Raw genomic sequence first — 13,138 nt, 5'->3', positions numbered from 1 at the left:
CCGCGCACACGTGCGCGGATCGAAGAGCCTCACTCATGTCCTCAGCCTGTACTCAGGTCTTGACCGGGCTTTCGGCCGGAACCGTCTCGGCCGACGCTTCCTTGCCGAGCCGCCGCTTCCGCGCCTCGCGCACCAGCGCGATCGCCACCACGATCGCCGCCACCAGCAGCGACAGCAGCACCTGCTCCCGCGCCGCCTCGTCGGTGAGCATGTAGACCAGCACGAACGAGATCATCGCGATCGTCGCCCAGGTCAGATACGGGAAGAGCCACATCCGTACGACCAGCTTCTCCGGGGTCTCCCGCAGGATGATCCCGCGCATCCGCAACTGCGTGAAACAGATCACCAGCCAGACGAAGAGGGCCACCGCGCCCGACGAGTTCAGCAGGAACGCGAAGACCGTGTCGGGCCACTGGTAGTTGAAGAAGACCGCGACGAAGCCGAAGGCCACGGACGACAGGATCGCCGCCTGCGGCACGCCGCGCGTGTTCGTCCGCGCGAACGACGAGGGCGCGTCCCCGCGCCGGCCTAGCGAGAACGCCATCCGGGACGCCGTGTACAGACCGGAGTTCAGACAGGAGAGCACGGCCGTCAGCACGATGACGTTCATGACCTGACCGGCGTGCGGGATCCCGATCGAGTTGAGCGCCGCGACGTACGAGCCGTCCTTGGTGATCGACTTGTCGTTCCAGGGCAGCAGCGTCAGTACGACGAAGACCGAGCCCAGGTAGAAGACGGCGATCCGCCAGATCACGCTGTTGGTGGCCTTGGCGACGGCGCGCTGCGGGTTCGAGGACTCACCCGCGGCGAGCGTGACGATCTCGCTGCCCATGAAGGAGAACACGACCATCAGCACCCCGGTGAGGATCGCGCCGGGTCCCTTGGGGAAGAAGCCGCCCGCGTCCGTGAGGTGCCCGATGCCGGCGCCCGGGTTGTCCGAGCCCGGCAGCAGCCCGAAGACGGCCAGCAGCCCGACGACGACGAACCCGGTGATCGCCACCACCTTGATTCCGGCGAACCAGAACTCGAATTCACCGAACGACGAGACCGACACCAGATTCGTCCCGGTCAGGACGAGCATCACGATCAGGGCCCACGCCCACTGGGGAACGGCCGGGATCCAGCCCTCCAGGATCTGGGCGCCCGCCGTCGCCTCGACCGCCAGCACCACCACCCAGAAGAACCAGTACAGCCACCCGATCGAGAACCCGGCCCACCGGCCCAGGGCCTGGTCCGCGTAGGCGGAGAAGGAGCCCGAGCTGGGCCGCGCCGCGGCCATCTCGCCGAGCATCCGCATGACGAGCACGACCATCGCGCCGACCAGGGCGTACGACAGCAGAATGGCCGGTCCAGCGGCGGCGATGCCGGAGGCGGAACCGACGAACAGGCCGGCGCCGATGACGCCACCGATCGCGATCATGGACAGGTGGCGGTTCTTGAGGCCGGCTTGCAGGCCGTCGGAGGAGTTCGGATTCCCAGGCTCGCTGGGCTTTCCGCCTTCCTTCGTGGGGGACGGCAGGGAGGTCATGCGAGAATCCTTACGTCTGCTTGTCACTCGAATGACGAGTTCCCGCATTTAAGCGTTCGCCCGGACGCCGACGGAAGTGGCAATTCCGTATCTTTACCCGGGAGCGGTGCTCCGTAATGGAGCGTTGATCTGGAACACCGCTACCCATCCGCGACCCGCCCATGCGCGGGCCCCGCCGCCCGTGCCACACTTCGCACCATGCGCGTGTACCTCGGTTCCGACCATGCCGGCTTCGAACTCAAGAACCACCTCGTGGAATGGCTCACCGCCCAGGGCCACGACCCGGTGGACTGCGGCCCCCACATATACGACGCCCAGGACGACTACCCGCCGTTCTGCCTGCGCGCCGCGGAGCGCACGGCCGCGGACGGCGACAGCCTCGGCATCGTGATCGGCGGCTCCGGCAACGGCGAGCAGATCGCCGCGAACAAGGTCAAGGACGTCCGGGCCGTCCTCGCCTGGAGCGAGGAGACGGCCGCGCTCGGCCGTGAGCACAACGACGCCAACGTCATCTCCGTCGGCGGCCGGATGCACACCCAGGACGAGGTGACCAAGTTCATCGAGGTCTTCCTCGCCACCCCGTACTCCGGCGCCGAGCGCCACGCACGCCGGATCGCGATGCTCACGGAGTACGAGACCACCCACGAGCTGCCGCCGGTCCCGGCCCACCACCCCCAGCAGGACAGCTAGGGTCTTCCGTCCGGATCCGGCGAGCCCAGCAGGATCCGGACGCGAGGCCCTGGTTCCACCCGTGCCGCCGGGGCCCGTCCCGGCGGCACGGTCATGTCCGCGCGCCGTCACCGCGCGCCGTACCGAGGAGACAGAGTGCCCGAGGGGCATACGATCCACCGCCTCGCCGAGGACCATCTCGCCCGCTTCGGCGGTCGGCCGGTACGGGTCTCCAGCCCGCAGGGGAAGTTCTCCGACAGCGCCGCCCTCCTCGACGGCCAGGTGCTGACCGGCGTCGACGCGCACGGCAAACACCTCTTCCTCGGGTTCGGGGAGGCCGGCGCCACCGGGGCGACCGGCTGGGTCCATGTCCACCTCGGGCTCTTCGGCAAACTCGGCTTCGGTACGGCGCCGGTCCCGCCGCCCGCCGACACCGTCCGCCTGCGGCTTGAGGGCGGCGGCCACTACGCGGATCTGCGCGGCCCCACCACCTGCGCCCTGATCACCGCCCCCGAGAAGCAGGCCGTCCACGACCGGCTGGGTCCGGACCCGCTGCGCGTGCGTGACGACGCCGGCCCCCCTGGCACCGCCCCCGCCGCCCCCGCCACCCCCGCCGTCCCCGACGTCACCGGCGCCACCGGCGGGGACGGCGAGAACGCATGGGCCCGGATCTCCCGCTCCCGTACGACCGTCGCCGCCCTGCTCATGGACCAGAAGGTCGTCGCGGGCGTCGGCAACGTCTACCGCGCCGAGGTCCTCTTCCGCCATGGCATCGACCCGTACCGGGCCGGCAAGGACCTCACCCGCCGCGAGTGGGACGCGATCTGGGCGGACCTCGTCGCCCTGATGCGCGAGGGCGTACGGCACAACCGCATCGACACCGTCCGCCCCGAGCACACCCCCGAGGCCATGGGCCGTCCGCCGCGGGTCGACGACCACGGCGGCGAGGTCTACGTCTACCGGCGCGCGCGGATGCCCTGCCTGCTCTGCGGAACCGAGATCCGCACCGCGACGCTGGCCGCCCGCAACCTCTTCTGGTGCCCCGGCTGCCAGGACAGGTAGACCGGGCCCCGGAACGTCAGAATCCGTGCGGCAGCCACGGTGCGACATCCGAGCCGAACGCGACCGACGCCTCGTCCAGCGCGCCCGCCCGCATCTCCCGCACCCGCCCCGCGCCCGCCAGCGCGGTCAGCGACGTACCACCCAGATACACCGCGCCCAGATCGTTCACCGACAGCACCAGGTCCGGCGCGTCGGCGGTCCGCGCGCAGGTCGCGCCCTTGCTGTCGCCGCTGAGCCGCCAGCGCCCCTCGTTCCAGGGGCAGAAGGTGTCCGTCACCTCCAGCACCACATCCACCGGCGTCCGGTACGTACGCGCCTCCAGCGCCGGAGCCACCTCCACCGGCCGCAGATACAGGTCGTCCCGCACCCGCGGCCGGCACCGCCGGAGGTCGGAGACGAGGTACTGGAACGGGTCGTCCACCGGTCGGCTGCGCACCCGCAGCGTCGACGTCAGGTCGATCCCGGAGAGGAAGCGCCACAGCACGGCGTACGCCACCGGGTCGGCCGCGTGCAGATCCCGCAGCTCGACCGTGCCCTTGGGGCCCGAGACATCCCATTCCGGGCGGTTCTGGAAGAGCGTGAACCCCACCACCGCTCCGTCCCGCTCCGCCAGCACGCACTGGAGCGCGGAGACCCCGTCGCGCGCCACCCCCGTGCCCACCACGGGCAGCCGCTCCCAGCCGGGCCCGCGGGCCGGCATCCCGGGACGCTTCGCGACGTCCGCCGCGTACAGCGCCTCGCACGCCTCCCGTACGGCCGGGTCGTCCGCCTGCACCCGACGGAGACGTACGTCGTCCCCGGACCCGGACCCGTCCCCGGACCCGGGCCCGGGTATTCGGACGCGGACCCGGGACGTGTCGATCTCCGCCGAGAGCGCGTGGCTCGCGACGCCGTAGCCGAACCGCCCGTAGATCGCCGGCTCCGAGGCCGTCAGCACGGCGAGCGGTTCGCCCCAGGCCCTGACGTCGTCGAGCTGCCGCCGCATCATCGAGGTGAGGACCCCGCGCCGCCGGTGCGTCGCCGCCACGCTCACCATCGTCACGCCCGCCGTGGGCACCTGCGCGCCGCCGGGCACCGAGAGCCGGAAGCTGTACGCCCCGGTCGTGCCCACACACTCGTCGCCGTCCCAGACACCGATCGAGCGGTCGATCTCGGCGAGGTCCCGCAGCAGAGCGGATTCGCCCACGCCCCCCTCGACGCCTCCGAAGGCCAGTTCCAACGCCTCGTGCCAGGAGTCGTATTCGGAATCGCGCAGCACCCTCAGATCCAGTGTCATATGCCATCAGTACCAGCCGCCGGGCGGCGAGGCGACCCGATTTCGAACACAATGTCACGGGGGTCCCCCTGCACGGCGGCCGGGCGGCTCGGTAGGGTCCACCACAATGGCCGGTGTCGCAAGAGCGGATGCGTACGCGGCCCGGATGCGCAGGACGCTGCACCGGGCCCGGATCGGTGTGCGCAAATCCGGGGTCGACTACTTCCGGGGCGACGGCTCCGACTGGATCGCGCTCGTCGGGCTCATGCTCACCGTGCCGGCCATCGCCCTCACCACGATGGCGATACCCGTCTGGTGCGCGCCCTCCGCGCTCGTCCTGCCCATCGTGGCGGGCGGCCTGCTGCTGCGCCCCGCGAGCCTGCTCAGTCTGTACGCGGCCGCCGCGGCCGCGCTGATCGTCGAGTCGATGGTCCTCGGCCCGTATCCGGACGGAGCGGCCACGGTCACCCCCGGCACGGTCCTGGTGGTGGCGGCCTGCGGGCTCTTCGGACTGCTGATCGCCCAGTTCAGGGCGCGGGTCGGGGTGCCCTGGCGGCGCGGCGGGACCATGCTCTTCGACCTGCGTGAACGCATCCGTGTCCAGAGCGCGCTGCCCTGGCTGCCGACGGGGTGGCACCACGAGATGGCGCTCCGCCCGGCGGGCGGCCAGTCCTTCTCCGGCGACTTCGTGGTGGCCGCCCGTACCAACGGCGGACGCACCCTGGAGGTCGTCCTCACGGACGTCTCCGGCAAGGGCATGGACGCGGGCTCGCGCGCCCTGCTGCTGTCGGGCGCCTTCGGCGGCCTCCTCGGCTCGCTCCCGCCGGGTGCCTTCCTCCCCGCCGCCAACGGCTATCTGCTCCGCCAGGACTGGGACGAGGGCTTCGCGACCTCGATCCATCTCGTCCTCGATCTCGAATCCGGCGACTACGAACTGCTCTCCGCGGGCCATCTCCCCGCGCTCCAGTTCCACGCGGGCAGCGGGCGCTGGGAGGAGAAGTCGGGCGAGGGCCCGCTGCTCGGGGTGTACGACGGTGCCGAGTTCGACCCGGCCAAGGGCTCCCTGCGCCCGGGCGACGTCCTGATGCTTTTCACGGACGGCCTGGTGGAGGCGCCGGGACGCGACCTGGACGAGGGCATCGACCGCCTCACCGGCGAGGCCGACCGCTATGTCGCCCCGGGCTTCGAGGGTGCGGCCTGGCATCTCATCGAGGCGGTGGCGAAGGACGTGAACGACGACCGCGCACTGCTCCTGATCTGCCGAGAGGCCGGACAGGCTCCGTCGAGCCCGCCCGGCCTCCAGGGCCTGTCCTGAGAGTCGGCGTGGACGTTCGCCGACGACGTGGTGCGCGCACCGGCTCGTCACAGCACGCGGGGTCCTTAACAGCTCGGCCATCGCCGATCAGCTCGTCACGGTTGCCTCCGCGCCTCTGTCGTCCCGCTTGCCGAGACCGTCCCGGTCGTCCCGCGCGGGGGATGGGCCACCGGCCTCCGGAGTGTTCCCCGGCCCGTCACCGCCCCCCTCGTGGCGTCCGCCCGGCAGGATCCGGGCGAGCCAGTGCGAACGTCCCGCGGCCAGCGGGCCGAGGACGGCGAGGAGCAGGACGTACCCCGCGATGAAGGGCGCGAGCCGGCTGTCGAGGCCCGCTCCCGCCGCCATCGTGGCGAGGATCAGCGCGAACTCGCCGCGGGCGAGCAGGGTCGTGGAGATGTTGGCGGCCGGTCCCGCGCCGAAGCCGAAGATCTTCGCGGCGGTCACCCCCGCGGCGACGTTCATCACCAGCGTCACGACGACGGCGGCGAGGACGGGCCACAGGACGGTCGGCAGATCACCTGGGTTGATGGACAGACCGAAGGCGAAGAAGAAGATCGCGCCGAACGCGTCCCTCAACGGGTGGACCAGTTCGCGGATCCGGTCGCCCGACGTGGTGGCGCCCAGCATCAGACCGACCATGAAGGCGCCGATGGCGTCCGCGACCCCGAACCACTCGGAGACACCGGCCACCAGGACCGCCGCGCCGAGGAAGGAGATGACGAGGAGTTCGTCGTCCTTGGTGCCCACGAGCCGGCCGACGACCTTCGTCCCGAACCGGGCGGCCAGGGCGAGCAGCAGCAGGAAGCCGAACGCCTTCCCGCCGTCCATGATCGCCGCCCCGGCGCTGTCCGCGCCCGACAGGATCGGCTGGAGCGCGGCGAGGTAGAGGGCCAGGAAGATGTCCTCGACCACGATGATGCCGAGGATGGGCTTCGTCTCGGGGTTGCCGATACGGCCCATGTCGACCAGGACCTTGGTGACGATCGCGGACGACGAGATCCCGAGCACACCGGCGAGGACCAGCGCCTCGGAGGTGCCCCAGCCGAGCGCGAAGCCGAAGCCGAGCCCGGCGCCCACGTTCAGCAGGAGATAGGCGCCGCCGGCGAGGGCCATCTTCCGGCCACCCGCCTTGAGGTCGTCGAGGTGGAATTCCAGACCGAGGTAGAAGAGCAGAAGGACAAGGCCGAGGGCGGAGAGCATCTCCAGCTCGTGCGGGTCCTTGACCAGCACGATGCCGGGCGTGTGCGGGCCGAGGAGGATCCCGGCCAGGATGAACAGGGGAATCGTGGGCAGACCGATGCGGCCGCCCAGCCGGGCGAGAACGGCGGCGGCCAGGAAGGCGCCGCCCATGGCTATGAGGGTCTCTGCGTGTCCGATGAGATCGCTCCTCCGTCGGGTCAAGGCTGTGTCAAGGAATCGTCAGTAATTAGTTTACCAAACGATTTACCGAGTAACGGGAGTCGTCTGCCTGCGCGAGAAGGGGCAAAGCCTCCCCGCCGGACGGTTCGCCGGTCGCCGAAACCGTCAACAACCGGGATCTATCGATCAATTGGCCGGAAGTGAGGGAGCGCCGATCCACACCTGCGGGAAGGTTGATGGCACGATGGTCCGAGCAGGATGTACGGGGTACGTGGTGTCGTACGCGACCCCGCAGGGGCTGGGCTAGGCGGACCGACCGAGGGTGTGATCAGTTGTGGCCATCTCACTGTCTGTGGTGCTTCTGTTGGCGATCATCCTTGTGGTGTTCATCCGCGGTGGCTCGATCAAGGCGGGTCCGGCGATCGTCGCGATCCTCTTCGGCTTCTTCCTCGCGTCCACCAACATGGCGCCGTCGGTCAACCGGTTCCTCAACTCGATAGCCGACACGATCAATCAGATCAGTTTCTGACCGCACCGCTCTCCGGTCGCACACGTCTTCGGCCCCACCGCTCTCCGGTCGCACGGCTCCGTGGCCGGATCGGCTTCGGGCGGACGGCTCTCCGTTCGGAGGGACGGCTTTCCGTTCGTACGGTCCCGGAAACGCCGCCGGCCCGACCGGTGACGTATCGCACCTGATCGGGCCGGGGCCTGTGGAGCGGGCGACGGGAATCGAACCCGCGTAGCTAGTTTGGAAGACTAGGGCTCTACCATTGAGCTACGCCCGCACAGCGCGCGCCGCAGGTCGGACGGACCTGGGCACGGACAACATCGTAGCGGGTCCCGGGCGTTCGCCGCACACCCGTAAAGCGCCGGTCAAAGATGACGGCGGAGCCCCCGCGGGGATGTACCCTTCGTGTCGCACCGACGGGGTGTGGCGCAGCTTGGTAGCGCGTCCGCTTTGGGAGCGGAAGGTCGTCGGTTCGAATCCGGCCACCCCGACCATCGTTCGAGATCACGTCGCACGCTCACATTGTGGGGCTGTTCCCGCTTGCGGTTACTATGCAAGCTGCGTGCCCGTGTGTCTGCAGAGTCTCTGAAGAACCGGGCCGAATCCGCTGGGCCGCGCCGCGCGTGCGGCGGACCCGGCAGAACCCCAGAATCAGCCACCAAGGAGACCGAACCGTGAAGAGCGCCGTGGAGACCCTGAACCCGACTCGGGTTCGGCTCACTGTCGAGGTGCCCTTCGAGGAGCTCAAGGACAGCCTCGACGCGGCGTACAAGAAGATCAACCAGCAGGTCACGGTGAAGGGCTTCCGTAAGGGCAAGATCCCGGCCCGGATCATCGACCAGCGGTTCGGGCGTGGTGCTGTGCTGGAGGAGGCCGTCAACGACGCCCTCCCGAAGTTCTACACCGACGCGGTCAACGAGGGTGAGCTCAACGTCCTCGGTCAGCCCGATGTCGACATCACGGAGCTGAAGGACGGCGAACTGCTCTCCTTCACCGCCGAGGTCGACATCCGCCCGGTCATCGAGATCCCGGACTACTCCGGTATCGCGGTCACGGTCGACGCCGTCGAGGTGAGCGACGAGGACATCGAGAAGTCGGTCGAGCAGCTCCGCGACCGCTTCGCGTCCACCAACCCGGTCGAGCGCGCCGCCGCCGAGGGTGACGTCGTGACGATCGACCTGGAGGCCAAGGTCGACGGCGAGATCCTGCCCGACGGAGTGGCGAGCGGTGTGCAGTACACCATCGGCTCCGGAGAGCTTCTCGACGGCATCGACGAGGCCGTGACCGGCCTGGAGGCCGGTGGTGAGGCCACCTTCACCTCCGAGCTGAAGGGCGGCACCGCCGAGGGCCAGGCCGCCGAGGTCTCCGTCAAGGTGACCCAGGTCGCCGCCCGTGAGCTTCCCGAGCTGGACGACGAGTTCGCGCAGATGGCGAGCGAGTTCGACACCCTGGAGGAGCTGAAGGCGGACAGCCGCAAGCGCCTGGAGAGCACCAAGCAGTACGACCAGGCCACCCAGGCCCAGGAGCGCGTCCTCGACGAGCTGCTGAAGCTCGCCGAGGTGCCGATCCCGGAGAAGCTGCTCGCGGAGGAGATCAACACCCGCAAGCACAACCTGGAGCACCACCAGCTCGGTCAGATGGGCCTCGACCTCGCGAAGTACCTGGAGATCCAGGGCAAGACCGAGGAGGAGTTCGACGCCGAGACCGAGGAGCAGGCGGTCAAGGGCATCAAGACCCAGTTCATCCTCGACGAACTGGTCAACAAGGAGAAGCTGAACGTCAGCCAGGAGGAGCTCACCGAGCACCTCATGCGGCGCGCGCAGTCCTCCGGCATGTCCCCCGACCAGTTCGCCCAGGCGGTCGTCGAAGGCGGCCAGGTGCCGATGCTCGTCGGCGAGGTCGCCCGCGGCAAGGCGCTCGCCGTCGTCGTCGAGGCCGCCACGGTCACCGACACCAACGGCAACCCGGTCGACCTGGAGGACGAGGAGGAGGCGGCCGAGGCCGTCGCCGCCGAGACCACCGAGGTGGCCGAGGCCCCCGCCGACGCCGCGCCCGCCGCGGACGCCGACGAGAAGGCCGACGACGAGAAGGCCGGCAAGGAAGACAAGGCCGGCGCCTGAGCGGTCACGCTCTGACCGACGGAACCGACGGAGCGGGCCCCGGACGCGACACGCGCCCGGGGCCCGCGCTGTCCTCCGGCGCCGCCCGCCCCGCTTCCGTACAGGCCGCTCCCCGGCCCACGGTGCCCCCGTGGGCCCCCGCACACCCCGGAGCGGCGCACAGGGGCCACGGGGGCGCCCAGGCCCGTACAAGGCCCTGTGGCGGCTGCCGGGAACCTCAACTACCTTGCGCTCCCAGCGAACAGCCACGGAAGCGGGATGGCCCGCGCCGACCAGCGCGTTAGGGTCCATGAATACGAGGGCAGGGGAGTCTCCCGTCCCCGGTACGAAGACGCTGAGACGGCCGCAGCCGTCAGAGACGAGCAGGTGTATACGTGACGAATCTGATGCCTTACGCCGCCGGTGAGCCGTCCCTCGGTGGTGGCCTCGGCGACCAGGTCTACAGCCGGCTGCTCGGAGAGCGGATCATCTTCCTCGGCCAGCAGGTCGACGACGACATCGCGAACAAGATCACGGCCCAGATGCTGCTCCTTGCCGCTGAGCCGGACAAGGACATCTTCCTTTACATCAACAGCCCCGGTGGCTCCGTGACGGCCGGCATGGCCGTGTACGACACCATGCAGTACATCCCCAACGACGTGGTCACCATCGGTATGGGCATGGCCGCCTCCATGGGGCAGTTCCTGCTCACCGGCGGCACCGCGGGCAAGCGCTTCGCGCTCCCCAACACCGACATCCTGATGCACCAGGGCTCCGCCGGCATCGGCGGCACCGCCTCGGACATCAAGATCCAGGCGGAGTACCTGCTCCGTACGAAGAAGCGGATGGCCGAGATCACCGCCTTCCACTCCGGGCAGACCGAAGAGACGATCATCCGCGACGGCGACCGCGACCGCTGGTTCACCGTCCAGGAGGCCAAGGACTACGGCCTGATCGACGAGATCATCACCGCGGCCTCGGGCGTTCCGGGCGGCGGCGGCACCGGGGCCTGAGGCAACACGCCTTGACGCCCCTCCCGACCCCGGCCCAGCCCACCGAACGCCACAGGATGGTGAACACCCACATGAACAACTTCCCCGCGAGCGGCCTCTACAACGGCCCGCAGGTGGACAACCGCTACGTCGTGCCGCGCTTCGTGGAGCGCACCTCGCAGGGCGTGCGCGAGTACGACCCGTACGCGAAGCTCTTCGAGGAGCGCGTCATCTTCCTCGGCGTGCAGATCGACGACGCCTCCGCCAACGACGTCATGGCGCAGCTCCTGTGCCTGGAGTCGATGGACCCGGACCGCGACATCTCGATCTACATCAACAGCCCCGGCGGCTCGATGACGGCCCTGACGGCCATCTACGACACGATGCAGTTCGTGAAGCCCGACATCCAGACGGTCTGCATGGGCCAGGCCGCCTCGGCCGCCGCCGTGCTGCTCGCCGCCGGCACCCCGGGCAAGCGTCTCGCCCTGCCGAACGCGCGCGTGCTGATCCACCAGCCGTCCAGCCAGACCGGCCGGGAGCAGCTCTCCGACCTGGAGATCGCCGCCAACGAGATCCTCCGGATGCGCGCCCAGCTCGAAGACATGCTGGCCAAGCACTCGACGACGCCGATCGAGAAGGTTCGCGACGACATCGAGCGCGACAAGATCCTGACCGCCGACGACGCGCTCGCGTACGGCCTGGTCGACCAGATCGTGTCGACCCGCAAGACCACGGCCGCAGCGGCCGCCTGACACACCCGGCGACCTTGGCGCGGTCATGCCGGGCGCGGGTGAACTCCCGCGACCGTGTGAACCGCGCCTGGGCCTGTTCCGAGTTCTCCCGAGCGAGGGTGCCAGGGCACGCGACGCCGCGGGAGAACTCAGAACAGGCCCTGAGGGGGGCCCGAACCGGGGCCCGGGCAAGGTACCGTCGGGTATGAGGCACAGGAGCCGCTGAACCAAGCTGCTCCCAGGCGAAGGGGAAGCAACCTCGTGGCACGCATCGGTGATGGTGGCGACCTGCTCAAGTGCTCGTTCTGCGGGAAGAGCCAGAAGCAGGTGAAGAAGCTCATCGCAGGTCCCGGTGTGTACATCTGCGACGAGTGCATCGACCTCTGCAACGAGATCATCGAGGAAGAACTCGCGGAGACCTCCGAGGTCCGGTGGGAGGAACTGCCCAAGCCGCGCGAGATCTACGAGTTCCTCGAGGGGTACGTCGTAGGGCAGGAGCCCGCGAAGAAGGCCCTCTCGGTAGCGGTCTACAACCACTACAAGCGGGTCCAGGCGGGCGAGAACGGCGGCGGGTCCGGCCGTGACGACGCGATCGAGCTGGCGAAGTCCAACATTCTGCTGCTGGGCCCGACGGGCTCCGGCAAGACGCTCCTCGCGCAGACGCTGGCGCGGATGCTGAACGTCCCGTTCGCCATCGCCGACGCGACGGCGCTGACGGAGGCCGGCTATGTCGGTGAGGACGTCGAGAACATCCTGCTCAAGCTGATCCAGGCGGCGGACTACGACGTCAAGAAGGCCGAGACCGGGATCATCTACATCGACGAGATCGACAAGGTCGCCCGCAAGAGCGAGAACCCGTCGATCACCCGCGATGTCTCCGGCGAGGGCGTCCAGCAGGCCCTGCTGAAGATCCTGGAGGGCACCACCGCCTCCGTACCGCCGCAGGGCGGCCGGAAGCACCCGCACCAGGAGTTCATCCAGATCGACACGACGAACGTGCTCTTCATCGTGGGCGGCGCCTTCGCCGGCCTGGAGAAGATCATCGAGTCGCGGGCGGGCGCCAAGGGGATCGGCTTCGGCGCGACGATCCGTTCGAAGCGCGAGATCGAGGAGAGCGACCAGTTCCAGGAGGTCATGCCGGAGGACCTGGTGAAGTTCGGGATGATCCCGGAGTTCATCGGCCGTCTCCCGGTCCTCACCTCGGTCCACAACCTGGACCGCGCCGCCCTCCTCCAGATCCTGGTCGAGCCGCGCAACGCCCTGGTCAAGCAGTACCAGCGGCTCTTCGAACTCGACGGCGTGGAACTGGACTTCGACCGCCCGGCCCTGGAGGCCATCGCGGACCAGGCGATCCTGCGCGGCACCGGCGCGCGCGGCCTGCGCGCCATCCTGGAGGAAGTCCTCCAGTCGGTGATGTACGAGGTCCCGTCCCGCAAGGACGTGGCCCGCGTGGTGATCACGGAGGACGTGGTCCACTCCCACGTCAACCCGACGCTGGTCCCGCGTGAGCCGAGGATCGTGAAGAACGACGGCCGCCACGAGAAGTCCGCGTAGCGGCCGTACAGCGGCAGAACGAAGGAGCGCCCCGCCACGGGGCCTGGCCCGGCGCTCCTGTCTTCC

General features: G+C 69.5%; 11 protein-coding genes and 2 tRNA genes. 9 read left to right on the top strand and 4 right to left on the bottom strand.

The window, feature by feature from the left end:
* Nucleotides 1-52 precede the first annotated feature (52 nt).
* Nucleotides 53-1,528, bottom strand: coding sequence for an amino acid permease (locus ACFXPL_RS25355; protein WP_384923764.1), 1,476 nt, complete (start codon nucleotides 1,526-1,528; stop codon nucleotides 53-55).
* Between the two features lie 198 nt (nucleotides 1,529-1,726).
* On the opposite strand from ACFXPL_RS25355, the gene ACFXPL_RS25350 reads away from it, so the two are divergent.
* Both ACFXPL_RS25350 and ACFXPL_RS25345 read left to right on the top strand, forming a co-directional pair.
* Nucleotides 1,727-2,218, top strand: a complete 492-nt coding sequence (locus ACFXPL_RS25350; protein ID WP_384923762.1) for a ribose-5-phosphate isomerase — start codon at nucleotides 1,727-1,729, stop codon at nucleotides 2,216-2,218.
* Between the two features lie 135 nt (nucleotides 2,219-2,353).
* Entirely contained in the window at nucleotides 2,354-3,259 is a 906-nt protein-coding gene (locus tag ACFXPL_RS25345) for an Fpg/Nei family DNA glycosylase (RefSeq protein ID WP_384923760.1), read from the top strand.
* A 16-nt stretch (nucleotides 3,260-3,275) separates the two neighbouring features.
* Here the strand turns inward: ACFXPL_RS25345 and ACFXPL_RS25340 are convergent, their stop codons facing one another.
* Nucleotides 3,276-4,535 (bottom strand): GNAT family N-acetyltransferase, encoded by a 1,260-nt coding sequence (locus ACFXPL_RS25340; RefSeq protein ID WP_384923758.1) that lies wholly within the window; start codon nucleotides 4,533-4,535, stop codon nucleotides 3,276-3,278.
* Between the two features lie 145 nt (nucleotides 4,536-4,680).
* Between ACFXPL_RS25340 and ACFXPL_RS25335 the strand changes: the two genes are divergently transcribed.
* The gene (locus ACFXPL_RS25335; protein WP_384923756.1) at nucleotides 4,681-5,829 is read left to right on the top strand and encodes a PP2C family protein-serine/threonine phosphatase; all 1,149 of its coding nucleotides are present in this window, start codon (nucleotides 4,681-4,683) and stop codon (nucleotides 5,827-5,829) included.
* Between the two features lie 87 nt (nucleotides 5,830-5,916).
* On the opposite strand, the gene ACFXPL_RS25330 is transcribed toward ACFXPL_RS25335, so the two are convergent.
* Entirely contained in the window at nucleotides 5,917-7,179 is a 1,263-nt protein-coding gene (locus ACFXPL_RS25330; RefSeq protein WP_384923754.1) for a cation:proton antiporter, read from the bottom strand.
* A 343-nt stretch (nucleotides 7,180-7,522) separates the two neighbouring features.
* On the opposite strand from ACFXPL_RS25330, the gene ACFXPL_RS25325 reads away from it, so the two are divergent.
* Complete coding sequence (locus ACFXPL_RS25325) at nucleotides 7,523-7,717, top strand: hypothetical protein (protein ID WP_329827089.1); 195 nt, start codon at nucleotides 7,523-7,525, stop codon at nucleotides 7,715-7,717.
* Between the two features lie 182 nt (nucleotides 7,718-7,899).
* On the opposite strand, the gene ACFXPL_RS25320 is transcribed toward ACFXPL_RS25325, so the two are convergent.
* Nucleotides 7,900-7,973 (bottom strand) — tRNA-Gly (locus tag ACFXPL_RS25320).
* Between the two features lie 140 nt (nucleotides 7,974-8,113).
* Between ACFXPL_RS25320 and ACFXPL_RS25315 the strand changes: the two genes are divergently transcribed.
* From ACFXPL_RS25315 to clpX, 5 genes are all read left to right on the top strand, one after another.
* A tRNA-Pro gene (locus ACFXPL_RS25315) sits at nucleotides 8,114-8,190 on the top strand.
* Nucleotides 8,191-8,370: 180 nt separating this feature from the next.
* On the top strand, nucleotides 8,371-9,816 hold the full coding sequence (tig, locus tag ACFXPL_RS25310) for a trigger factor (RefSeq protein WP_384923751.1): 1,446 nt from the start codon (nucleotides 8,371-8,373) through the stop codon (nucleotides 9,814-9,816).
* 386 nt (nucleotides 9,817-10,202) lie between these two features.
* A complete protein-coding gene (locus tag ACFXPL_RS25305) occupies nucleotides 10,203-10,808 on the top strand; it encodes an ATP-dependent Clp protease proteolytic subunit (protein ID WP_329827430.1) in 606 nt (201 codons plus the stop codon).
* 56 nt (nucleotides 10,809-10,864) lie between these two features.
* Nucleotides 10,865-11,539, top strand: a complete 675-nt coding sequence (locus ACFXPL_RS25300) for an ATP-dependent Clp protease proteolytic subunit (protein ID WP_384923769.1) — start codon at nucleotides 10,865-10,867, stop codon at nucleotides 11,537-11,539.
* 240 nt (nucleotides 11,540-11,779) lie between these two features.
* Complete coding sequence (gene clpX / locus ACFXPL_RS25295) at nucleotides 11,780-13,072, top strand: ATP-dependent Clp protease ATP-binding subunit ClpX (RefSeq protein ID WP_384923750.1); 1,293 nt, start codon at nucleotides 11,780-11,782, stop codon at nucleotides 13,070-13,072.
* The last annotated feature ends 66 nt before the right edge of the window (nucleotides 13,073-13,138 follow it).

The organism is Streptomyces sp. NPDC059092, from assembly GCF_042756365.1.
Taxonomy (GTDB): domain Bacteria; phylum Actinomycetota; class Actinomycetes; order Streptomycetales; family Streptomycetaceae; genus Streptomyces.
Note: the sequence above shows the minus strand (reverse complement) of the source record. Positions and strands in the feature narration are given on the sequence as shown.

Coding starts and splice junctions, on each gene's coding strand:
- ACFXPL_RS25300 (WP_384923769.1), top strand. CDS start 10,865: ATGGTGAACACCCACATGAACAACTTCCCCGCGAGCGGCCTCTACAAC.
- ACFXPL_RS25305 (WP_329827430.1), top strand. CDS start 10,203: ATGCCTTACGCCGCCGGTGAGCCGTCCCTCGGTGGTGGCCTCGGCGAC.
- ACFXPL_RS25355 (WP_384923764.1), bottom strand. CDS start 1,528: ATGACCTCCCTGCCGTCCCCCACGAAGGAAGGCGGAAAGCCCAGCGAG.
- ACFXPL_RS25340 (WP_384923758.1), bottom strand. CDS start 4,535: ATGACACTGGATCTGAGGGTGCTGCGCGATTCCGAATACGACTCCTGG.
- ACFXPL_RS25350 (WP_384923762.1), top strand. CDS start 1,727: ATGCGCGTGTACCTCGGTTCCGACCATGCCGGCTTCGAACTCAAGAAC.
- ACFXPL_RS25335 (WP_384923756.1), top strand. CDS start 4,681: ATGCGCAGGACGCTGCACCGGGCCCGGATCGGTGTGCGCAAATCCGGG.
- ACFXPL_RS25330 (WP_384923754.1), bottom strand. CDS start 7,179: ATGGGCGGCGCCTTCCTGGCCGCCGCCGTTCTCGCCCGGCTGGGCGGC.